Origin of the sequence: Shewanella sp. TC10 (assembly GCF_009663145.1) — a bacterium.
Classification (GTDB): domain Bacteria; phylum Pseudomonadota; class Gammaproteobacteria; order Enterobacterales; family Shewanellaceae; genus Shewanella.
The window spans coordinates 26,239-49,854 of the sequence record NZ_VKHR01000041.1 but is presented as its reverse complement, the minus strand read 5'-3'; the positions used below and the strand labels follow the sequence as shown (position 1 = coordinate 49,854).

Annotated in this window: 16 protein-coding genes; 15 read left to right on the top strand and 1 reads right to left on the bottom strand. The window is 40.9% G+C overall.

Going from position 1 to position 23,616, the window contains the following annotated elements:
• The first annotated feature begins 65 nt into the window (after positions 1–65).
• The 4 genes from FNZ24_RS21960 (at position 66) to FNZ24_RS14385 (ending at position 7,210) form a co-directional block, all read left to right on the top strand.
• Complete coding sequence (locus FNZ24_RS21960) at positions 66–170, top strand: hypothetical protein (protein ID WP_416384844.1); 105 nt, start codon at positions 66–68, stop codon at positions 168–170.
• Entirely contained in the window at positions 124–3,021 is a 2,898-nt protein-coding gene (locus tag FNZ24_RS14395) for an efflux RND transporter permease subunit (RefSeq protein ID WP_228768499.1), read from the top strand. Before FNZ24_RS21960 ends, FNZ24_RS14395 begins: the two co-directional genes overlap by 47 nt.
• Entirely contained in the window at positions 3,014–4,540 is a 1,527-nt protein-coding gene (locus FNZ24_RS14390) for an efflux transporter outer membrane subunit (RefSeq protein WP_153915431.1), read from the top strand. Before FNZ24_RS14395 ends, FNZ24_RS14390 begins: the two co-directional genes overlap by 8 nt.
• Before the next feature lie 414 nt (positions 4,541–4,954).
• A complete protein-coding gene (locus FNZ24_RS14385; RefSeq protein ID WP_153915430.1) occupies positions 4,955–7,210 on the top strand; it encodes a TonB-dependent hemoglobin/transferrin/lactoferrin family receptor in 2,256 nt (751 codons plus the stop codon).
• Between the two features lie 146 nt (positions 7,211–7,356).
• Here the strand turns inward: FNZ24_RS14385 and pepE are convergent, their stop codons facing one another.
• Positions 7,357–8,067 carry a dipeptidase PepE gene (gene pepE, locus FNZ24_RS14380; RefSeq protein ID WP_153915429.1) on the bottom strand — a complete coding sequence of 237 codons (711 nt, stop codon included), beginning with the start codon at positions 8,065–8,067 and terminating at the stop codon, positions 7,357–7,359.
• A gap of 405 nt (positions 8,068–8,472) precedes the next feature.
• On the opposite strand from pepE, the gene htpX reads away from it, so the two are divergent.
• The 11 genes from htpX to FNZ24_RS14325 all read left to right on the top strand — a co-directional run bounded on the left by htpX (position 8,473) and on the right by FNZ24_RS14325 (position 23,608).
• Positions 8,473–9,336, top strand: coding sequence for a protease HtpX (gene htpX / locus FNZ24_RS14375; protein WP_153915428.1), 864 nt, complete (start codon positions 8,473–8,475; stop codon positions 9,334–9,336).
• Positions 9,337–9,622: 286 nt separating this feature from the next.
• On the top strand, positions 9,623–9,958 hold the full coding sequence (cctA, locus tag FNZ24_RS14370) for a tetraheme c-type cytochrome CctA (RefSeq protein WP_102529272.1): 336 nt from the start codon (positions 9,623–9,625) through the stop codon (positions 9,956–9,958).
• A 323-nt stretch (positions 9,959–10,281) separates the two neighbouring features.
• On the top strand, positions 10,282–13,215 hold the full coding sequence (locus FNZ24_RS14365) for a nitrate reductase (protein WP_153915427.1): 2,934 nt from the start codon (positions 10,282–10,284) through the stop codon (positions 13,213–13,215).
• The gene (cobA, locus tag FNZ24_RS14360) at positions 13,215–14,090 is read left to right on the top strand and encodes a uroporphyrinogen-III C-methyltransferase (protein WP_153915426.1); all 876 of its coding nucleotides are present in this window, start codon (positions 13,215–13,217) and stop codon (positions 14,088–14,090) included. The genes FNZ24_RS14365 and cobA overlap by 1 nt, the downstream gene beginning before the upstream one ends.
• Positions 14,083–15,273, top strand: a complete 1,191-nt coding sequence (locus FNZ24_RS14355; RefSeq protein WP_194945069.1) for a glycosyl transferase — start codon at positions 14,083–14,085, stop codon at positions 15,271–15,273. The genes cobA and FNZ24_RS14355 overlap by 8 nt, the downstream gene beginning before the upstream one ends.
• Before the next feature lie 71 nt (positions 15,274–15,344).
• Positions 15,345–15,974, top strand: a complete 630-nt coding sequence (locus FNZ24_RS14350; protein WP_153915424.1) for an ANTAR domain-containing response regulator — start codon at positions 15,345–15,347, stop codon at positions 15,972–15,974.
• A gap of 397 nt (positions 15,975–16,371) precedes the next feature.
• Positions 16,372–19,017 (top strand): nitrite reductase large subunit NirB, encoded by a 2,646-nt coding sequence (gene nirB / locus FNZ24_RS14345; protein WP_153915423.1) that lies wholly within the window; start codon positions 16,372–16,374, stop codon positions 19,015–19,017.
• Positions 19,014–19,340, top strand: a complete 327-nt coding sequence (gene nirD / locus FNZ24_RS14340; protein ID WP_153915422.1) for a nitrite reductase small subunit NirD — start codon at positions 19,014–19,016, stop codon at positions 19,338–19,340. Before nirB ends, nirD begins: the two co-directional genes overlap by 4 nt.
• A gap of 11 nt (positions 19,341–19,351) precedes the next feature.
• Entirely contained in the window at positions 19,352–20,818 is a 1,467-nt protein-coding gene (locus tag FNZ24_RS14335) for a NarK family nitrate/nitrite MFS transporter (protein WP_153915421.1), read from the top strand.
• Between the two features lie 111 nt (positions 20,819–20,929).
• Positions 20,930–22,783, top strand: coding sequence for a bifunctional protein-serine/threonine kinase/phosphatase (locus FNZ24_RS14330; protein WP_153915420.1), 1,854 nt, complete (start codon positions 20,930–20,932; stop codon positions 22,781–22,783).
• 273 nt (positions 22,784–23,056) lie between these two features.
• Positions 23,057–23,608 (top strand): hypothetical protein, encoded by a 552-nt coding sequence (locus FNZ24_RS14325; RefSeq protein ID WP_153915419.1) that lies wholly within the window; start codon positions 23,057–23,059, stop codon positions 23,606–23,608.
• Positions 23,609–23,616: the final 8 nt, after the last annotated feature.

The following is a 23,616-nucleotide window of genomic DNA, read 5'->3' as shown; positions in this document are numbered from 1 at the left end:
TACAAAYCGTAACAGATCCGTTAACGGAATTAAAAAATAGGCTTTACCTTAYTCAGAATACTTCGCTGMTAATGCAAAASGCTAAGCAGTCCGATAAGGCTTTAAGCTTGTTGATGATTGATATTGATAAAAAACTCAACTCAGCAAGCAACGGGCAGTTTACCCATTGATGTGCAAACCGAAGGTGTATCGGTTTCAAAAGAAGCATCGGTTGAGTTATTAAAGCTCGCGTTAACCTCAAGTGATGAGCGCTTTGATGAGATTTATTTAAGTAACTACGGCACCATTAATATTGAGTCTGCCCTCAAACGTATCCCTGGTGTTGGTCGAGTCCGTAATACGGGGTCGCGTAGTTATTCAATGCGGGTTTGGTTAAGGCCAGACACGATGGCGGGGTACGGCTTAACCACTGCTGATGTGATCAATGCGGTTAAAGCGCAAAATAAAGAGTCACCAGCAGGCTCTATTGGTTCACAGCCAAACAGTGATTCGTTGAGCATGACGCTACCTATTACAGCCGCAGGGCGCATGAGTAGTGTGCCGCAATTTAAAGAAATTATTGTGCGTGCCAATAATGATGGCTCAATCATTCGTTTGCGTGACATTGCACAAATTGAACTGGGGTCATCGGCTTATACTTTGCAATCACAGTTAAATGGCGCCAATGCGACCATTTTACAGGTTTATCTGTTACCCGGCGCAAATGCACTAGAAGTCACCAAAAACGTTAAAGCTGAGATGGCCAAACTGGCTGAAAAATTCCCCCAAGGAATGAACTGGGAAGTGTTTTTTGACGCATCAGTATTTATCGAAAACTCCATTGATGAAGTAGTGAAAACCTTAGTAGAAGCACTAATACTAGTGATTTTAGTGGTATACCTGTTTTTACAAAATGTCCGCGCGACGTTAATCCCCGCTATTGCAGTACCTGTATCATTAATCGGCACTTTGGCTGCCATGTTAGCGTTTGGCTTTACCATTAATACTGTTAGTTTGCTGGCCTTGGTATTAGCCATTGGTATTGTGGTCGATGATGCCATTGTGGTGGTCGAAAATGTCGAACGTTTGATGAATGAAAATGGCTTATCGCCAATGGATGCTACGCGCTCTGCGATGAAGGAGTTGTCAGGTGCATTAGTGGCGACAAGTTTAGTGCTTGCTGCTGTATTTGTACCTGTGTCATTCCTTTCAGGGATCACCGGTATTATGTACCGTGAGTTTGCGGTGGCGATTACTGTGGCAGTGTTAATTTCAACCATAGTTGCGTTAACCTTATCACCAGCATTATGTGCATTACTGCTTAAACCTGGTGATAAACCCACTTCAGGTTTTTTCAAATGGATGAACGATAAACTTGATGTCAGTACCACCAAATATACAGCATTAGTGGCGCTCACCACTAAGCATGCTAAACGAAGCTATCTTTTGTTTGCGTTAATGGTGGGCGGCGTTTATTTCATTATGTCTACATTGCCGTCAAGCTTCATGCCTGATGAAGACCAAGGCCGATTTTTTATTGATATGACCTTACCTGATGGTGCTACTGTTAACCGCTCTCAAGCTGTGCTTAAAAAAGCTGAAGCCTACGTGTTGTCTCACCCTGCGATTGCTTATTCATTTACTTTAGCGGGTGAAAATAAACGTTCAGGTTCCAACCAAGCTAACGGTCAATTTGAAGTGATTTTAAAACCTTGGGCTGATAGAGCTGAAAGTGATGCAACAGTGCAAAAAGTGATGAAGGATATTCGATTATCACTGCACTCGATTTTAGAAGCTGAATTTAACTTGTACCTGCCATCAGCAGTGCCTGGGCTGGGTAATGGCTCAGGTGTTGAAATGGAGCTACAAGATACCTCTGGCACCAACTTTAAAGGCTTAATGGAAACGGCTGACGAGTTAGTTGAGGCAATGAAATTACAGCCAGAAATTGCATCGGCAAGTTTGTCTTTGCAAAGCGCAATTCCTCAATTACATCTCACCGTTGATGAAGCTAAAGCTATGGCGATTGGGGTTAATGTTGCTGATATATACAGCACTATTAAAACCTTTACAGACTCATCAACGGTCAATGATTTTAATTTATTTGGCCGTGTATACAGGGTAAAAGTGCAGGCAGAAGAGCAATATCGCCAATTCCCTGAACAAATCAAGGATTACTATGTTCGCTCAGCAACTGGGGCCATGGTGCCAATAGGTGTATTAGCTAAATACGACTACACCGTTGGACCTGCTGCTGTGACCCATTACAACTTGTTCAGTAGCGCCTCGATTAATGCCACACCTGCGCAAGGTTATGCATCCGGTGATGTGATTAAAGCCATTGAACGGATAGCGAAACCAATGCTGCCAAATGAATTCAGTTATGAGTGGACAGGGATTACCTTCCAAGAAGTGCAGTCTGCTAATCAAACCAGTATTGCAGTTTCACTTGCGATGGTATTCGTGTTCTTATTTTTAGCGGCTTTATATGAAAGCTGGACGATCCCAATAGCTGTATTGTTAATCGCACCAATTGCGATGTTAGGCGCTTCACTTGGAACATTAGTGAGTGGCATGGAAAGTAATTTATTCTTCCAAGTCGCCTTTATTGCCCTTATCGGTATGGCTGCTAAGAACTCAATTTTAATTGTCGAATTTGCTAATCAATTACATAAAGAAGGCAAGAACCGAGTTGATGCCGCTTTAGAAGCAGCCACCATGCGTTTTAGGCCCATCCTAATGACATCGATGGCGTTTATATTGGGAGTATTACCGTTAGTGTTATCGGTAGGGCCTGGCGCTGTGAGCAGGCAAAGTATTTCGATTCCGATTTTGTGCGGCATGGTATTCGCCACTTCAATCGGTATTGTGATGGTGCCGCTATTTTTCGTCACCACGGCAGGTTGGCTTAAATCTAAAATATCAGCTGATGGCAATACTGATGATAGCTCTAAATCTGAGACTGAAGCTAAACCTCAGACTCAAGCAAAACCAGAGACTAAAGCCAAATCAGACAAAGCGCAGGAGGCAGGAAATGTTTAATTTTAAACTGACACCTTCGCATAAAATGACTCGATTCGGGGCTTCTGTGGGGTTAACTTTATTGTTATCTAGCTGTGCTATGGGCCCTGACTATGAACGGCCTGAAATGGAAGTGCCTGAACAATATCATCAAGACTTAGCTCAAGATTCACAAGCTAATCTTGGGCAAACTAAATGGAAAGCGTTTTATTTAGACCCTGATCTTCAAGTGCTCATATCACATGCACTATCGAAAAATTTAGATTTAGAGTCGGTTCGTTCACGCTTAATTGCCGCTCGCTCAAATGTCACTGTGGCAGATGCTGCTTTATATCCTTCATTAGGTCTTGAAGCTGGAGCTGAGCGTTCAATTGATAGTGCGATTACTAATACCGATCCTACTCACGGTAATGAATTCACCCTTGATGGTGTTGTATCTTGGGAGTTAGATATTTGGGGCGCTAATCGACGTCGAAGTGAAGCTGAATATGCTAATTTTATTTCTGCACAAGATGCGTTAAATCTTGCGGTAATTAGCCTTATTAGTGATGTTGCTAGTCGATATTATGAGTGGCTGGATATCGAACAACGTTATCAAATTGCTTTGAACACAGTAGAAATCCGTTTAAAAGAGCGAGACTTATCCCGATTACGTAAACAAAATGGTGTTATCTCCGGCTTACAAGTTCGTCAAGCTGAGGTGGAATATCAAAGTGCTAAGGTGACTCTGCCTGATTTGGATTTTGAACGCCAAGAAAAGTCTAATCAACTGAAAATCTTACTTGGCGAATTTAATTATCCTTTAGAGGTTAAAACGGGCACCGAGTTACTCAATGATATTCAGATGTTCCCTAATAGTTTTGCTGTTGGAGTACCATCGCAAATGCTGTCGCAGCGCCCAGATGTAAAAGCGGCTGAACAGACTTTAATTGCAGCCAACGCTAAGGTGGGCGTCGCTAAAACCGCATTTTTCCCGCAATTTACTATCAGCGGTAGCTACGGCACAGAAACAGACGATCTAAGCAGTATATTTGATAGCCAAGGAGTGACATGGTCACTGCTTGGGGGAATAACCGCACCTATTTTCAACGCGGGGAGTATTTCTGCTCAATATGATATTGCCAAAGAAGAGTATAAGCAGGCTAACCTTGCGTATCGCAGTACGGTATTACGCGCTTATTTTGAAGTAAATGATGCTATGAATAGTTTCAGGCGCTCTGAACTTGCTATTGAAGCTCAGCAAGATTTAGTTGCAGCATCAAAGGAATATACTCGTTTAGCCATGCTGAGGTACCGAAATGGTGTTTCTAGCTCACTAGATTTAATGGATGCTCAGCGAAGCTTATTCAATGCCGAGCTAACCTTAAGCCAAGTGAGGCGTGACCGCTTGCTATCAATGATTACCCTTTATCGCTCGCTAGGCGGTGGGGTACTTACAGAACAGGAGTTGCGAGATGTGCACAGCCCTGATGAAACCAGCACAAATATAGATTCAATTGCAGACTCAATGAATACCAGTGTTGTGAATAGCGACTCTTAAAAGCCAACTTAAATACTAGACATAAAATATCAGCTAGCAAATTTATCATTGCTAGCTTTTTATCGATATATAAAAATGAGTTTTAATTTACCTTGCTACAAAACCCCTCTCTAGTCGCCTTCTCTATTTCACGATATTTACTTCACCAGCTTACCCTTAGAGATGATTGTTGAAACTCGCTGATACATTTGGATGCAAATGTTGTGTTATTTGCCAGCTTTGATTGCAAATCAATAAACATTAGCTATCCATGTTTTTACATATTTTAAACAGTGACTGGAAAAAGTATTGAGATTCAGTATCACACATTGATATTGGGATCGTGATCGCTATGTGAAATATTCTTCATGGTAGACTCCCGCGCCATTAGAGATGAGATTAATTCCTATTAAGCTTTTATTAAGGTTAGCGTTGATGAAACCATTTTCAGTAAAATTAATTAGTGCAGCAATTACTGTTGCACTATCCCCTCAGGTTATAGCTGATGCTCAAGAAGTCGTGTCGAAAGATGAAATTAAACAATCCATCTCAAACTTCCATGAAGTGATTGTTATTTCAGGCTCTCGTATGGAGCAAACTCTTGATCAAGTTGCTGGCTCTGTTGTTGTCATTGATGAAGAAGCTATTGCTCGCAACATGAGTACGGACTTTTCTACCTTATTTAAAAACGAAGCCGCTGTAGATGTTAAGGGCGGAGCAGGTAAGCCAAGTTCGGTAACTATCCGTGGTATTGGCGGTAACCGTGTGATGATGGTGAAAGATGGTGTTCGTGTGAACAACCAATATGCTTCTCCATTAGGCCCAGGCGCTGAGGGGACTGGCCGTGGTTTAACCGAAGTTGAAGGCTTAAAACAAGTTGAAGTGTTAAAAGCTGCAGCATCGACCATGTATGGTTCAGACGCGCTTGGCGGTGTATTAGTGATGACATCAAAAGATGCTGATGACTATTTACGTGGTGAAGATTATTACTTCTCAGCTAATGCTGGCTATACCGGCATGAATGACGAGTACAGTGCTGGATTTACCAGTGCTTTCTCTGCTGGTAACTTCGATAACCTAGTTTCTTACCAACGCCGTGAAGGTGAAGAACAACAGAACTACAGCGAAACTTTACCTGACAGTGATTTAGTGACCGACAGCTTTTTAATTAAAAGTAAGTATCACTTTAATGATGACACTAACCTACAGCTGACTGTCGATTACATGAACCAGCAGTTAGACCGCTGGGAAAATAGCTTAGATAACTTAAGCTCAATCGATTACGACCGTCAAACACAGTCATTAAATACTTCGCTGCGTTTACGTTCTACTAAAGACCGTGTAATCCATGACAACGTAGATTTTGTACTTTACTACGGTAAGACTGACCAAACTGAAAAGCGTGATTATTATGATGGCGCGCAGGGCGGTGCACGTGATATTACCGAGCACAGAGATTACCAATTTGATGAATACCGTTTTGGTTTTGCCAGTACTTTTAGTAAGTCTTTATCGTTAACGGGTCACAACCACAACATTATCTATGGCGTGGATATTGAGCAGTCTGAAATGAGCCGTCCACGTGATTATCAAGTTGTTGATGACAATGGCAACTGGTCACCTTCAGATACAGATACTTTCTCGTTTGCAGATACTAAGAGTTTACGTGTTGGCGCTTTCATTCAAGATGACATTACTTTCTATGATGGCAAGTTAAACGCGATTTTAGGTCTGCGTTATGACTACTTTAAAAACACGCCAGATCAAAACCAAGCTGAAGAAGCGGGCCGTGACCCTGCCGATTTTGAAGAAATGAGCGATGGTTTTTGGTCGCCTAAGCTAGGCCTTGTATATCACATGACACCAAACGTTAATGTGTATGCTCAGTACGCTTACGGCTATAAAATGCCAACACCTGATCAAAAATGGGGCGAGCTAGAAGTGAAAGATGGCAAAATGCCATTTCCAGTAATGATCCAAGCAAACTATGACTTAGAGTCTGAATCAAGTCATACCATTGAGCTTGGTGTACGTGGTCATCATGGTGATACCCAGTATGAATTCACCACTTTCTATACCCAAGCTAATGATTACATCGATTGGGAGTTTGTTGGTTGTGGTGGCCCATTTGGTTGTGTGATCCCACAGTCTCTTGAATACCAATATATTAACTATGATGAAGTAACCTTATATGGCGCTGAAGCTTCATTCAGTCAGTGGTTTACTGATGAGATTGAACTTTGGGGTAACATTGCTTATACCCACGGCGAAGATCAAAACGGTGACTATTTAAATTCAGTCAGTCCGCTTAAAGGTAACGTTGGGGTTAATTATTATACTCATCTTGCCAATACAGAAATGGACTTTGGCTTAACAGTGCGTTTTGCAGACAGTATGGATCGTACGACTGACCTTGATATTTTCCCTCCTATGCCAGGTATGCCTGATATGGGCTTTAACGAGGTATTTAATACTGCTGGTTATGCCGTGGTTGATATCACCGCTAATTTTGTATTGAGCGATAATTGGACACTGCGTTCAGGTGTATTCAACGTACTCGACAAAGAATATATCGATTATGCCGATGTGGCAGGCCAATCTAAGTTCTTAATGTCTAACTTAGGCGTGACTGAAGAAACTTATAGTCAACCTGGACGTTACTTCAGCGTTAAACTGAACTATACGTTTTAAGCGTTATAATCTTAATCGCTATGGTTAATAAATCATTGCGAGTTTAAGCCTTGCTATGACAATTAAAAAAGCCTTACATTCGAGTGAATGTAAGGCTTTTTTATTTAGATTAATATGCTTTAGGAACTAGCTCATTTAAAGATTTATTAATCTAAATAACTACTCAAATCACTGCCAACAGCAATGACAACTTCTTGTTGTTTGCCATGGAATAAATAAGCTTCTTTATCGCCAACAAGGGTTAAGGTATCGCCGCGGCGCCAAAGGGCTGTGCCTTCCTGAATGCCAATTACTGGAGTGATTGGGTCAACTAAGGTGAACTCTAGTAAACGCTGCGCGCGAGTTTCACCATTATGGCCAGGTGCTTGGTAATTAGTGTAATGAGGATTGAGTTGGAAAGGGAGCAGCTTTAAACCTGTAAATGATGCTGGTTCAACAATAGGCATGTCATTCGTGGTACGAATGCTTAACCCTGTGATGTTTGAGCCTGCACTCCAGCCAATATAAGGCTTACCATTAGAAACTTGTTCATTAATTAAATGAATTAAATCGTAGCGGTATAGCTCGTTCAATAATTGGAAAGTATTGCCGCCGCCAACTAGAATTCCATCAGCGTCTTTTATTGCTTGTTTAGGATCGCTGTATTGATGAATGCTGCTCACGTCAATATTAAGAGGAGCTAAGCCTTCTATAACCATACTAAGGTATTGATCGTAATTAACACTCACGCCGGCATAGGGAATAAAGACCCATTTTTTAGCATGAGTTGTCAGAGGTTTGATGTACTCAATAGCATGGGCTAAATAAGCGGTATTGCCTTCACGAGAGCTGCTTAACATCAATGCATTCATAGCCATGTAAAAATCCTTAACTGGTTAATTATTAACTTTTTATTCTTGTATATATCGATATTAACAAAGATTAATCGCATTCCATAACTTAACTAATGACTTAGACGTAAATGAGTGTAAATTTTAAGATTAGATTAATGCTAGCTACCTAGACTCTGCGGCAAACAAGCGACACATTCAGGTTAGGTAAGGCTTGCTGTGATATCTTTTTCAAATTAGTCGACATTTTATGTCAATTTTTGATCTTCGGCACTTGAAAAACAATTTTTAGGACATATTATGTCATTAAGTGTTCATCGATTGTTTGATTAAGAAATACGAAAAGAATGTAAGCAGTACCGCGATTAACGCGAACTGATTGGTTCAAGCTATTTAAGTTTAAAGCGGCATCTGTGCCAGATAGGAGTTGTAATGTTACGTATTATGTTATTGATTGGAACTAACTTAGCGATTTTGCTAGTAGCTTCGATTGTTATGTCTCTACTTGGAGTGAGTACTTCAAGCATGAGCGGTTTATTAATTTTTGCAGCCATGTTTGGTTTTGGTGGCGCATTCATCAGTTTAGCTATTTCAAAGTGGATGGCTAAAAAGACTATGGGTTGTGAAGTCATCACGGCACCTCGCGATAATACTGAGCGCTGGTTAGTTGAAACTGTTGCCCGCCAAGCTGAGCAAGCTGGTATCAAAATGCCAGAAGTTGCAATTTATCAGTCTCCAGAAATGAATGCTTTTGCAACGGGTCCTAGCAAAGACAATGCCTTAGTTGCTGTGAGTTCTGGATTACTTTATGGCATGACCCAAGATGAAATCGAAGGTGTGCTTGCCCATGAAGTTAGCCACGTTGCCAATGGCGACATGGTCACACTGACACTAATTCAAGGTGTGGTTAATACCTTTGTTATCTTTGCTGCCCGTGTGGTTGCTGGCATAGTAAATAACGTTGTTGCTAACAACAGTGAAGATGGTGAAGGCTTAGGTATGTTTGCCTACATGGCAGTGGTATTTGTCATGGACATGCTATTTGGTATTTTAGCTTCCATGATTGTGGCTTACTTCTCACGTATTCGTGAATTTAAAGCCGATGAAGGCGCTGCAAAATTAGCTGGAAAACATAAAATGATTGCCGCTCTAGAGCGTTTAAAAACTGGCCCAGAAGCAGGTGCAATGCCAGCGCAAATGTCAGCACTAGGTATTAATGGTAAGCGTACTATGGCTGAGTTCTTAATGAGCCATCCTCCATTAGATAAGCGTATTAGCGCTCTTAAGAACAGCTAATATACTAATATAATTAAAAAAAGGAGCCTGATGGCTCCTTTTTTATTACTTTCTTTTTAATCTTGAACGAGTAGAATAATGACCACTTTAATCTTGCGGATACACAAAGTGACGCATATTAAAGGATTGCGCTGATTGTTAAGTGAAGGTAGCTGTATTTGCTGTTGCTAAATTAACCAGTGTTAGCTAAGTTTATAAACGAGCCAAAAATGTCGTGCTGATAACCGATATCATAGATAGTCAATTGATGATGACTTTCTCGATATCACAAATGGAGGGTATTATAGTGAGCAATAAAATTCTTGTAGCATTGTTTGCAGCAGCTCTTGCTGTACTAACTTTGTCATCGAATGCTTTTGCTGCAGATGAAAATCTAGCTGATTTCCACGCTGAAATGGGTGGTTGTGAAAGCTGTCATGCTGATGGCGAACCTTCAGCTGATGGTGAGTATGAGTTTGAGCAATGCCAAAGCTGTCACGGAACACTCGCTGAAATGGACGATAATCACGCACCACATGATGGAATGCTAATGTGTGCAGATTGTCACGCACCTCATGACATGAATGTTGGTGATGTACCAACGTGTGATAGCTGTCATGATGATGGTCGTTCTGCTCAGTAAATGAGATGAGTCGATTACTATTTTCATCGAGATATTCGGTCGGAGATAGTTTAAAAAAGCGCCGCTTATGTCGGCGCTTTTTTTATGTTTTGAAAATATTTAATAGAATCAGTTAGATTTCAACTACCCCTAAAGAGGTATATGTTTTCTTTTGTTTTCAACAGCTTGCGCAAATTTGGTGCGAGATAATGCACTTATGTTGAACACATCTTTATCATTTTCTTATTCAAGAATGTTAAATCTCCGTTAAATCATAACCTTAGTAATTGGCACAAGTTTTGCGATGTTATTGACATAATATTTTGTCAGTAAAGGGAAGTTGCATGTCTAATATCCAATCTAGTTGTGCTTATTGTGGAGTAGGCTGTGGCGTGACTGTGTCGGTCAGCACTAAAACAAGAGTTGATACTAAAGCAGAGACAAAGACTGATATTGATATCCCAAAAGCTGAATATGCGTTAAATGATAAAGCCACCTATAAGCTAGTGGGCGATCAAGCCCATCCAGCGAATAAAGGTCAGCTTTGCGCGAAAGGCGAAAGACTGATAGAGAGTTTAATTCAGCCAAATACCTTGCGTTACCCCAAACTTAAATCAGGTAAACCTGTTTCTTGGGATGCCGCTTTAGCCACAGTAGCTGAAAAGTTCACTCAAACCATTGCTGAACATGGTCCTGATTCAGTTGCATTTTACCTTTCTGGGCAGTTGCTTACAGAAGATTATTATGTCGCAAATAAACTGGCAAAAGGCTTTATTGGAACTGCCAATGTAGATACGAACTCCCGCTTATGCATGTCATCTGCTGTCAGTGGTCATATGCGAGCATTTGGTGAAGATGTAGTACCTGGATGCTATGAAGATTTTGAATTAGCCGATGTGATTGTGTTGGTTGGTGCAAATAGCGCTTGGACGCATCCGGTTTTATTTCAGCGCATGATAAAAGCCCGTGAGCAACGTGGTACTAAAATAGTCGTGATTGATCCCATCAAGACTGCGACATCAAGTCAGGCAGATTTACATTTACAAATTGAACCTGGTAAAGACTGTGAATTATTTAATGGTTTATTGCAGTTTATAGCGGAAAACGATGCCAGTAACATTGACTATATAAAAGCTCATACTCAAGGGTTTGAAGATCTTTTAGCTGAATTATCCCAAGACCAGCTTCAGCTAGATTTAGACAAACTAGCTTCGAGACTAGGGGTTACAACTAGCGAGCTTATCAATTTTTATCAGTTATTTATTGGCAATGAAAAAGTCATGACAGCAAGTTGCCAAGGAGTGAATCAGTCCGTTTCTGGTACTGATACCACCAATGCAATGATTAACTGTCATCTCGCACTTGGTCATATTGGTCAAGAGGGGAGTGGATTCTTTTCATTAACGGGTCAGCCAAATGCCATGGGCGGGAGAGAAGTGGGCGGCTTAGCGACACAGCTTGCATGCCACATGGGGTTCTCTGAACCTGAACGTCAATTATTAGCCGATTTTTGGCACACTGATACTCAACAGGCTGTTATTGCAAAAGATAAAGGGTTAACCGCTGTTGAGCTGTTTGAAGCAATGGCAGATGGCCAAATTAAAGCGGTTTGGATTATGGGAACTAATCCATTAGTTTCTCTTCCGAATACCCAAAAAGTTCAGCAAGCTTTTGATACTTGTCCTTTTGTGGTTGTGTCAGATATTACACAGGATGCCGCCACAGCTAAACAAGCTGATGTGTTGTTACCTGCTTTAGGTTGGTCTGAAAAGTGCGGCACTGTGACCAATAGCGAACGAGTGATTACCCGCCAGCGAGGCTTTAACCCAGTAAAGGGGGAAGCAAAGGCGGATTGGTGGACGCTTGCTGAAGTAGGCAAATTGATGGGGTTTGAAACTGCATTTGACTTCAAAAATAGTGCTGCTGTTTTTAAAGAGTTTGCCCAATTATCAAAAGCTGTAAAACAAACTTTTCCTCATAAAATATTTGATTTATCAGGTATGAGTGAATTATCAGATCTGCAATATGATGAGTTATTGCCAACTCAGTGGCCAGTATCTCAAGCATCGCACCTTGGACAAGTAAATAAGAGAGTATTCGACAACGGTCTATTTTCAACCGTAAGCCGAAAGGCACAATTTATCGGTAGTGCTTTAAAAGAACCGGCGGTTACGGTTGTTAGCCAACATCAAGTTAAGCTCAATAGTGGCCGAAGCCGCGATCAGTGGCATACCATGACCCGCACAGGTCATATCGCCAGTCTTAGAGCCAGTATTCCTGAACCATTTGTGGCAATTCATCCACTTAAAATTCAACAGCTTGATTTAAAAGAGGGTGATCTTGTTCATTTCGAAGCTGTTAATCACTTAATAGAAGATAGCAATAGTGAAAATATCGCAGTGGCCAGAGTTGTTGCTGATGATAGCCAAGCCCCTGAAGTTGCATCTATGTCAATGCATTGGTCTTCGCAATTCTCTACCGGTAAAGGGGTAAACCAAGCGTTAAGTAACGATTATGACCCCATTTCTAAACAGCCTGCGTTTAAATGCCAAACCGTCATCATCAGCAAGATTAATGTTGCCCTTCAAGGCGTCATTTTTGGTGTGCATGATCCTGAATTCAAAAGCACATGTTGGAATGTGCAGCATACCTTATCGAAAGGTGAATGTTTTCATATTGGCTTTACCGATGCTGATAAAGGTTTTGAATTTCAGTCTACTGCTTACTCATTAAAGTGGACGGTTAATTTAGCGACGAAACAATTAATTCATGTGCAGTGCAATATCAGCCATGGGCAGCTTGTGTCGCTTAAATTACTGAGTGATAAACAGGTGCAAGTAGGGCTTGAGCCAATGCATTTATTAATTGGTCAGCATGTAGATGCCAAATTAATGCAGCAACTTCATTTACTTATTAAAGCTGGCAACAGTCCGCTTATTTGTGCTTGTACTGGTGTAACAGAAGCAAAAATTCAAGATGCGATGCTGCAAAAATTAGATGACACAGTATTTCGCAATCTGTCTTCAGAGGGAGAGAGCCGAATAGTGGCTGCTGACTTTGAGCAGGCGCTAGCCCAAACCCAAAGTGATTTAGGCTGTGGTAAACAGTGCGGCAGTTGTCATAGCGAGGTGGTTCAGTGTGCCACTAATATCTGGCAATTAGGTCTTGAAGACATGGCTATTGAAACTTCCGTTAATGAATCGGCTGTTATTGAAACTGAACAAGCGCGGCAAGCGACGGCAGGTAAAACAAAATCAACTCAAGAGGAGGTGGCGTGATGAGCCATTCAATATCGACATTAATCAATTTTAATCGAGCGACAACCTCAGAGAATGATCTAGTGTCGGGTGAAGTTGAGATTGTCGGCGCTGGTTGTGGGCAACTAGACTTAATGACAATTAAAGCGGCGCGCATAGTGTCTCAAGCTGAAGCATTGGTTTTTGACAGTTTAGTGAGCAGCGATATTCTTTCTTTAGTTTCACCACAATGCCAACGTCATTTTGTTGGTAAGCGTTGTGGCCAGCCTAGTTATAAACAAGATGATATTAATGCACTGCTTGCAAAGCTTGCTATGCAAGGCCTGAAAGTTGTCCGTTTAAAAGGTGGCGACCCGCATATTTTTGGCCGAGGGGCTGAAGAGTCGTTATACCTTGCTAAAAAAGGCGTGATCAGTCGATTTACTCCTGGCGTAACTGCAGCATTAGGCTGCGCTTCTACAACGGGTATTCCATTAACTTATCGTGGCACTGCGCGCTCAGTGACTTTAGTCACCGGTACTCGATTTATTAGCGAGGGTAATCACCAAGCACCAACACAATGGAAAGCCTTACTTGCTGCGGAATCGACCCTCGTATTTTATATGGGAAAAGAGCAAGCTACTGCAATTTCGCAAGGCTTACTGGCCGTTGATGCACCAGCTGAATTACCCGTTGCGTTTGTTACCAATGGTGGCAGACCTAATCAGTTAGTCACGTTTGCAACCGTGAGTAATATGGCTGACAAAGCAAGTTTAATTAAAGACAGTGGCCCGACGTTAATTATTATTGGTGAAGTGGTTGCAGTGGGACAAGAGCTGACTGAGTTACTTAATAATATTGATCGCAGTGCAGATGTGTTTGGCCGTTATGACATGGCTGAGGTGGCAAATGGTTGAACAACATACTGCAGCTATGCTTGATGCTGATGACTTTGATAATCGCAAGTTAGTTAAAACCTTAGGTAAGGGGATTAAAGGTAGCCGCAGTTTAAATTTTGCTGAAGCATCGCATTTGATTACCGCATTTGCTAAAGGTGATCTTTCTTCGAATCAGATGGCTGCAGCAATGATGTTAATGCGAGTTCGCGGTGAATCAATTGAAGAATTAGCTGGTGTTGCAGCAGGACTTAAGCAATTAGTACCTGCAGAGTGGCAATCAATTAAAGCTGATATTGATTGGCCTGTTTACGCGGGCAAACGCGAGCAATTACCTTGGTTATTGTTAGCGGCTAAAATTTTAGCTAAAAATGGCCAAACCATAATTCTGCATGGCGATAGTCAGTCTTTACCCCACAGAAGGCATGTGGAAGCTTATATTTCAGCGCTGGATATTCCACGTTGTTTTACCGCTGAACAAGCTAAGGTAAATTTGGCGAGCACCGGCATTATTTATGTTAATTCAGCCGACATAGTACCTGTGTTGAATGATTGCCGTCGGCTACATCAAGAATTAGGACTGCGTAGTTTAATTCAAATGTCAGTTCGCTGTATTAACCCAACGAACGCATCGAACAGTTTACGCAGTTATTTCCATCCAGGCTTAGATAAGCAGCACCAACAAGTGGCACTGTTAATGGCGCAAAAGCAAGCAGGTGAAACATCAACAACCCCGGCTAGTATTGCGATTTTTAAAGGTCTTCAAGGTGAGACAGAGATAAATCCGCGAGTCGCAACTCAAGTCAGTATGCTGCGTTTTAGTGCTATCGGTAATCAGATGTTTCCTGAACAAACGCAAATTGAGATTCCGACACAGCTTGAGGCATTTGTTGGTGCAAAAGTAGGTCATTCAGACTTACCAGCTCATTTGCTTGCACAACTTTGGCACGGTGAGGATATTGAGCAAACTGAATTAACCGATTTGCAGTTACAGCAAGCAATTGGCAGCGTGACGGCCACACTGGCATTAGTTTACGCCTTGTTATCGCCATCGTTACCCATTGAAAAGTCTATAAAAAGAGCCAGTAAAAATTGGTTTTTACGTAATAACAGTGCTTCGTTAAAGAAAAGCTTAAATAAGACAGAAGATACATTTTGGCTTTCTTCTAAAGTCGATACCCACTTTTGTGAGCTGCGAGTATGAAACGAGAGATATCGATTTCTTGCCGCTCGTTTTTGATTTTGTTTTTTAACCAGAAAGTTAGGAGCTAGCCCATGGTTAATTTAGTTTATCGTGACCCTTCGTTTAGCAATGAAGATTTATTTATTGATTGTATGTCTGAGTTAAGTACCTTTGAGCCATGTATGGAAATGACCTCATTGAGTCAACTTGAACGTCAAGCAATGAAAGGGAATGGTTTATGTTTAGTCTTTTTTACAGAAGCACTACAACCATTACAGCAAGTGTTTATTGAACGGTTACTGGCAAGCACTGCATTACCTATTATTGTTAACGCTTACTCTTGGGATGAAAGCCATTTAGAGAGTTTACTTAAGTGTGGCCGAGTGACTTTTGTCCCTGAAAAAATGACGCCTAAGCGATTAAATTCTTTAGTCAGTTTAGCCAAAATTCGTTTTAACAGTGCTTCTAATATGCTTGAAAAAATGAAGTTGCTTGATAAGCAATGCACTGGTTTAAAACAGTTATCTAAAGCTAAGTCTTTGTTACAAAGCCAAGGTATTTCAGAGCCACAAGCTCATGAATTAATTCAGAAGCAAGCAATGGTAAAAGGCATCAGTTTGGGGGAGATGGCGCAGCATATTATGACGGCGGCGCAACAACTTGACGCAACCAGGGTGCATCGTTTTGGTGCAGGCGCTCCTGCGGTGAACAAGGAAGCTTAATTTTATCATGTTTTTGGTAAATAAGTTACATTAAAACAGTTGCTTACCTTTGTGTTGGTGTTGGCATACTCAATGCAACACTCTATACAATAATGTGATAAGAATAGTGAGATAAGTTTGCGTGCAGTTAAGGCTCAATGTGATGAGAAAATAACAGCTGCAATGTTTAGTGAAGCTAATTAGTTATTAATTTGATGTGAGCAAATGCTTAATCATTCGGTGGTTACTTAAGACAATGGCGTCTGAGTAAGCTCAAAAATGATTAACGAATAATCAGATTTAAAAGATTTTCAGTTTATATTTAAAAATTTGAATCATAGGCAATGGCGCCATCTCTGTTAGTCCAGAGATAGGCGCCTTTTTGTTTTTTGAATTCAAAACAATCAAGGAGCCTACGATGGCAAATTCAACAGGAACGTCGAATTCAATAAGCGCAAAACCAAAGCTTGTTGTGATCGGAAATGGCATGGTCGGGCACCACTTTATTGAACAATTATGCAGTCAAGGGTTGCAACAGCAATTCGAGATTGAAGTGTACGGTGAAGAGCCTCGTCCAGCATACGACCGTGTGCAGTTATCTAAGTATTTTGAAACTGGCAGCGCTGATGAGCTGATGCTGACAAGTGCTCAAGATTATCAAGATTGGGGCGTTAAACTTCATTTAGAAACTCGTATTACCGAGCTAGATACTGAAAACAAATCTATTACCACAGAAGATGGTGTAACCAGTCATTACGATAGCTTAGTACTCGCTACTGGTTCGTATCCTTTTGTGCCTCCTATTAATGGCAATAACCGCGAGCGCTGTGTGGTATACCGCACCATTGAAGACTTACAGGATATTGAAGCTGCTGCCAGCCAATCTAAAGTAGGCGTTGTCGTTGGTGGTGGTTTATTAGGTTTAGAAGCTGCGAATGCGTTAATGGCATTAGGGGTTACCACCCATGTGGTTGAATTTGCACCTCAGTTAATGCCTGTTCAGCTTAATGATAAAGCCGGTGATTTACTGAAAAGTAAAATTAATGATTTAGGAGTGTCGGTACATACATCGAAAGCGACCACCGCCATTATTGATGGTGAGTCGGCTATGCACCGTATGACATTCAATGATGATACCTTCCTTGAAACAGACATGATCGTGTTTTCGGCAGGTATTCGACCACAAGATGCCCTCGCTCGTTCAAGTGGCTTAGCAATGGGTGAGCGAGGCGGCATCACTATTGATGATAATTGTTTGACCTCTGCTCCTAATGTTTACGCAATAGGCGAATGTGCATTATGGCAAAATCGTATCTTTGGTTTAGTTGCGCCAGGCTATCAAATGGCCCGTGTAGCGGTTTCACATCTTGCAGCAAGTGCGGGTGATACAGCAAAATCAACAACTTTCACCGGTGCAGATATGAGCACTAAGCTTAAATTGCTGGGTGTAGATGTGGCTGCCATTGGTGAAAGCCGCGGGTTTGAAAATGCCCAGTTTGTTGAGCTGTCTGATAATCAGTCTGGAATTTATAAAAAACTCTGGCTAGATGAAACCGGTAAATATCTAAAAGGTGCGGTGCTAGTTGGAGATAATAGCGACTATAACCGTTTACTCGACTGTTATTTGTCACAAGATGAAATTGAAGGTAATGCAGTTGAACTGCTTATGACCGGAGATGAATCTGCTGTTGAGTTAAAAGACACCTCTATTATTTGTTCATGTCATCAGGTAACTAAAGCTGACATTGTTAATTCAGTGAAAGACGGTAATCACACTATTGCTGAAATCAAGTCATGTACTCGCGCGGCATCAGGTTGTGGTGGTTGTTCGGCGCTAGTTAAACAAGTCATGGATCAAGCATTAATTGCTGAAGGTGTTGAATGTAATACCGGGATTTGTGAGCATTTTGAGCATGATAGACAATCGCTCTACCATTTATGTCAGGTCGAAAATATTACTGACTTTGAAACATTAATTACTAAGCATGGCAAAAAGTCTGCTAGCGGTCAGCATTCAACGTTTGGGTGCGACCTTTGTAAGCCTGCTGCTGCTTCAATCTTTGCTTCATTACAAAACAAATACGTATTGAACCAAGAAAGCAGTCATGTTCAATTGCAAGACACCAATGATGCGTATTTAGGTAACTTGCAAAAAGATGGCACATACTCAGTGGTTCCGCGTATCGCTGGTGGTGAAATTACCCCTGACGGTCTTATTGCCATAGGCGCTGTGGCGAAAGAGTTTGATTTATACACCAAAATCACTGGTGGCCAACGTATCGATATGTTTGGCGCCAAATTATCAGAGCTGCCGATCATTTGGCATAAGTTAATTGATGCAGGTTTTGAGACCGGACATGCATATGGTAAGTCATTACGTACGGTTAAATCTTGTGTGGGTAGTACTTGGTGTCGTTATGGGGTGCAAGATTCTGTTGGCACAGCGATTGATTTAGAAAATCGTTATAAAGGCCTGCGTAGCCCTCACAAGATTAAGTTTGCGGTATCAGGCTGTACTCGAGAATGTGCTGAAGCGCAGAGTAAAGATATTGGTGTGATTGCGACCGATAAAGGTTGGAATTTATATGTTGCAGGTAATGGCGGTATGCGTCCTCGTCACGGTGATTTGTTTGCGACCGATTTGGATACAGAAACCTTAGTTAAGTACATTGATAGAGTTTTAATGTTCTATATTAAAACGGCTGATAAGTTACAACGTACTTCTGTTTGGATGGAATCGTTAGAGGGTGGCCTTGAGTACCTTCAGTCTGTGGTTATTCAAGACAGTTTAGGTATTGCTGCTGAACTAGATAAACAAATGAGTAATGTGGTTGCTACGTATCAGTGTGAGTGGAAAACCAGTTTAGAAAAACCAGAGTTTTTATCTCGCTTTAATGAATTTGTTAATCCAGATGCGATGCCAGAAGGTGAAACTCATTTATATCAAAGAGTACGCGAACAGCGTTTCCCATTAAGCCCTGAATCATCAGGTGCAGGAAATATTGCGATTAAAGATATTACCACTGAACAAAACGAGCAAGCTGCAACGGAGGAATTAGTATGAGTTGGGTAAACGTATGTAATGAGTCAACTTTGCCTCAAGGAACTGGTATTGCAGCTTGGGTTGCTGGTAAAGCAGTCGCTATTTTTGATTTAGGCAAGCATGGTTTATTTGCCATTGATAATGTTGACCCAGCAACTGGTGTGAGTTTATTGGCGAGAGGATTAATTTGCGATATGGAAGGGGTTTTATGTGTCGCATCGCCATTATATAAACAGCATTACAGTCTTGAAACTGGCGTGTGCATTGAAGATGAAGCGCTAGTCGCTTCTCCATATCAAATTAAAAAGGAAGCTGGCCAAGTATTTATTTTGGCTAAGTCATAAGGATTTGAAGTATGAGTTCTGAAAAATTTAACTTATTGTCGTTTTCGGGAAAGATGAAAACGCTGCATTTAAGCTGGATTGCATTTTTTATTACATTCGTTGTTTGGTTTAACGCTGCGCCTTTACTGAGTGTTATTGCAGATAGTTTGGGATTAACTAAATCTCAAATAAAAACCTTACTTATTTTGAACGTGGCATTAACGATTCCCGCTCGGATCATTATCGGTATGGTGACCGATAAATATGGCCCTAGATTGACTTACTCAGTGTTAATGGGGGTGTGTTCGATACCGTGTTTTATGTTTGCGGTAGCGGACACGTTTGAGCAATTAGCATTGGCGCGATTTTTAATTGGTTTCATTGGCGCAGGCTTTGTTATTGGTATTCGAATTGTCAGTGAATGGTTTCCAGCTAAAGAGCTTGGTACTGCTGAAGGTATTTATGGTGGTTGGGGTAACTTCGGTTCAGCCGCTGCTGCCTTTACGCTGCCTGCAATAGCTATCTTTTTTGGTGGTGAAGATGGCTGGCGCTATGCTATTGGCTTAACTGGGTTAATGAGCTTAGTGTTTGCCTTTGTGTATTACTTTAATGTCACTGATACGCCAAAAGGTTCTACCTATTTCAAACCTAAAAAAGCAGGCGGGTTAGAAGTAACGAGTAAGGGCGACTTTGCTTTACTTATTTTTATGAAAATCCCAATGTATGCCACGCTCGCTTTACTTGCTTGGAAGCTATCTCCTGCAGGAGTAAGCATGCTAGATGAGCAAATGACGAACATTATTTATGTCGGCTTAGTTGCTATTTTCTTTATCGACCTTTATCAAACCTACCAAGTTAACAAAGACATTTTTGTTAAAGAAGTACCTGAGTTTGAGCGTTACCCATTTAAACAAGTTGCCGTATTAAATGTGCTGTACTTTACCACTTTCGGCTCAGAGCTTGCTGTTGTGTCAATGTTGCCGTTATTTTTTGCTGAAACCTTCGGCTTAGGTATGGCGCAGGCAGGTATGGTGGCTTCGAGTTATGCCTTTATGAATTTAATGTCTCGTCCAGGTGGTGGTTGGTTAAGTGATAAATTTGGCCGAAAAAATACCTTGTTGATTTTAACGGCTGGCTTAGCGATTGGTTACTTTTCAGTTGGGCAAATTGATGGCACTTGGTCATTACCTCTTGCGGTTGTGGTTGTAATGGCATGTTCATTCTTTGTTCAAGGCGGAGAAGGAGCGGTATTTGCTGCTGTGCCTTTAATTAAACGCCGTTTAACGGGCCAAATCGCCGGTATGACAGGGGCTTATGGTAACGTTGGCGCGGTATTCTTCTTAACGGTTTATTCCATGGTACCCACATCTGTATTCTTTTATGTGATTGCAGTGAGTGCGGTACTTGGCTTCATTACCTTATTATTTATGTCAGAACCCAAAGGGCATATGGCTGAAGTGAATGAGAAAGGTGAAGTGACGCTAATTAGCGTAAATTAATAAATCAGATATTGAATAAATCGATTTAATTTACTCAATTTATTAGAAAACACTGATAGCTAACACCGTATAGTTTTGACTCTACGGTGTTAGTTTTTCAAAAGGGGTGTGATGCAATCAAATGATATTGACAGTTTAAAGTTCACTGAGAAGGATATTTCTTCAGTTAATACTGTTACGCTCCAAAAATCAGCTAGAGCGATAGCGATAAATAAAAATCAGGAGCATTTGCCTATTTCGGGGACGCTGGAGGTATATGCAGGGCAAGTATCAGATAAAGGCCGTAAAGCTGAAAATGAAGATGCCATCGGGATAAAAATTCCAACAGGTTTGATGTTAACGACAAAAGGGATTGTGAGTGTCATTAGCGATGGAGTGAGTGCGGCTGAAGGTGGTGCTAAAGCATCAGCGATAAGCGTGTCTAACTTCATCGCTGATTACTATTCAACACCAGAGTCATGGAGCGTGCTGACTTCAAGTACGCGGGTATTAACCGCACTTAATCGTTGGTTGTATGGCTTAGGTCAGGATTATCGCGATGTCCGTAAAGGCTATGTGTGTACTTTTAGTGCGCTGGTGTTTAAATCTTGTTCAGCACATATGCTACACGTGGGCGATTCACGAATTTACCGTTTCAGACAAGGCCAATTGGTTAAATTAAGTCGCGATCACAGCACATCGGTCAATGACTTTACCAGTTACTTAACTCGTGCATTGGGTATGGATGTCAATCTAAAAGTCGATTACAAGCAGCTTAATATTGAAGTCGATGATTTATATTTAATGACCACAGACGGTATCCATGATGTTGTTACTGATCATGAACTTGCTAATAGTTTACTTAACTTTCAACAGTCTAACCCTTCTTTATCCGACGATGTTTGTGAAGTATTCTGTCAAAAATTACTTGATAAAGCATTTAGGTTAGACAGCAAAGATAACTTAAGCGCTCAACTCATCGCGATAAAGCAACTTCCTACTCAAGCCATTGATGATGTATACCATAAACTTGCTAGCCGTCCTTTCCCACCGCCCCTATCAATGGGGATGAAGTTGGATGACTATGAAGTCACTAAGGTGCTACATCAAAGTCAGCGAAGCCAGGTGTATATCGTAAAAAATAAACTTGGTGATGTACGGTGTATGAAAACACCGTCAGTCAATTACATTGATGATGCGGCCTATATCGAACGTTTCATGCTTGAAAGTTGGATAGGGCATCGAATTAATAGTCAGCATGTGGTCAAAGTTGTTGATCATCATATTAATAAATCGGCGTTATATTATTTAACTGAGTATTTAGAAGGCTTGAGTTTGGCTGACTGGATGGAGCAGCATCAGCGAGGGCCTGTAGAGGATGTATTACTGTTACTAAAACAAATAGAAACAGGTATTCGGGCCTTTCATCGTAAAGAAACACTTCATCAAGATTTAAAACCAGATAATATTTATATCACTCGTACAGGCGTGGTTAAAATTATTGATTTTGGTGCTTGCCATATTAAAGGTATTGCTGAAATTTCTACGCCGCTTAAACGTGACCAAATACTTGGTACAGCTGACTATACCTCGCCAGAAGTGATATTGGGTTATCAGGCAGATGGTCGAGCCGATTTATTTTCGTTTGCAGTCATTGCCTATGAAATGCTCGCTGGTGAACAGCCTTTTAAAGGGCTGCTAGCTAAATGTCATAGCCGAAATGACTTCTTAAAACTCACATATACCCCAGTTTTTAAAACTAATCCCATGGTGCCTGAATGGATGGATAAAGCATTACAAAAAGCCTTATCTGTTGAACCTTCATTACGCTTTGCTGACACCAATGAATTTATTCACGCATTAACTACGCCTAGTCAAACCGACTCTAAAACCTTCATTCCTTTTATTCAAAGAAACCCAATTAAATTTTGGCAAAGCCTTAGTGTTGCCTTATTGCTTTGCTGCCTTTATTTACTATTGAGTTAACCTAAAAACTTCAGCAATAAAATTCAAAAAGTCTCACCTTTAGTCAACTCCTCATTCTTTCGTTATATGTCACTTTACTGACGCTTTCTGGATAACCTATTTATTATCAGTGGTTTATGGTGAATAGTTTGATTTGTTACTCTAGTACAAAAGTGGGGGGTAGTACTTTTTTTAGCCTATTGGTCTAAGCGCCTTTAATACTCGGGGTGGATTCATTGTTTTTAATATAATCGCATAATTATCACACGATTAAAAAGCAAGGGAGCAGGAAGCATGACCTTGAATAAGCTCACAATCTTTACAGAGATCAAAGTGATGGTTAGCAAAACTTGTTTAGCAAGCCTATATGCTGTTGGATTGTGCTTATTATCAATTCCAAGCTTTGCTGGAGAAGATTTAAGTGATTTCGATGAATTAGGTGGTGGCTTTAATACCGTTTCGATGACGCAAAATGGTGTTAATAATGATGCATTAGTTTATCAAACAGGATTTGAAAACGAATTGTCATTAACACAAATCGGTTCACGCAATACGGCGAACATTCAGCAGCAAGGGGTATCAAACTCAGCAGAAATTGGGCAATTAGGTGACAACTTAGAGGTTAATTTGACACAAATTGGAAATGGAAATACTGCTGAAATAGGTCAGCTTGGTGTGGGGTCTTCCATTGATTTACATCAGGAAGGTGACTTTAACCAAGCATCATTATACCAAATCGGAATATACAACGATATCACTGTTAATCAGTTTGGAACTGGTAACACTATTGAATTTTTACAAGTGGGTGCTTTTAGAAGTTATGAAGTAACCCAATTTAATCCATAAATTATTTT

Coding starts and splice junctions, on each gene's coding strand:
- nirD (WP_153915422.1), top strand. CDS start 19,014: ATGAGTTGGGTAAACGTATGTAATGAGTCAACTTTGCCTCAAGGAACT.
- FNZ24_RS14365 (WP_153915427.1), top strand. CDS start 10,282: ATGTCTAATATCCAATCTAGTTGTGCTTATTGTGGAGTAGGCTGTGGC.
- FNZ24_RS14330 (WP_153915420.1), top strand. CDS start 20,930: ATGCAATCAAATGATATTGACAGTTTAAAGTTCACTGAGAAGGATATT.
- FNZ24_RS14350 (WP_153915424.1), top strand. CDS start 15,345: ATGGTTAATTTAGTTTATCGTGACCCTTCGTTTAGCAATGAAGATTTA.
- pepE (WP_153915429.1), bottom strand. CDS start 8,067: ATGGCTATGAATGCATTGATGTTAAGCAGCTCTCGTGAAGGCAATACC.
- FNZ24_RS14385 (WP_153915430.1), top strand. CDS start 4,955: ATGAAACCATTTTCAGTAAAATTAATTAGTGCAGCAATTACTGTTGCA.
- FNZ24_RS14390 (WP_153915431.1), top strand. CDS start 3,014: ATGTTTAATTTTAAACTGACACCTTCGCATAAAATGACTCGATTCGGG.
- FNZ24_RS14355 (WP_194945069.1), top strand. CDS start 14,083: ATGGTTGAACAACATACTGCAGCTATGCTTGATGCTGATGACTTTGAT.
- nirB (WP_153915423.1), top strand. CDS start 16,372: ATGGCAAATTCAACAGGAACGTCGAATTCAATAAGCGCAAAACCAAAG.
- cobA (WP_153915426.1), top strand. CDS start 13,215: ATGAGCCATTCAATATCGACATTAATCAATTTTAATCGAGCGACAACC.
- FNZ24_RS14325 (WP_153915419.1), top strand. CDS start 23,057: ATGACCTTGAATAAGCTCACAATCTTTACAGAGATCAAAGTGATGGTT.
- FNZ24_RS14335 (WP_153915421.1), top strand. CDS start 19,352: ATGAGTTCTGAAAAATTTAACTTATTGTCGTTTTCGGGAAAGATGAAA.
- htpX (WP_153915428.1), top strand. CDS start 8,473: ATGTTACGTATTATGTTATTGATTGGAACTAACTTAGCGATTTTGCTA.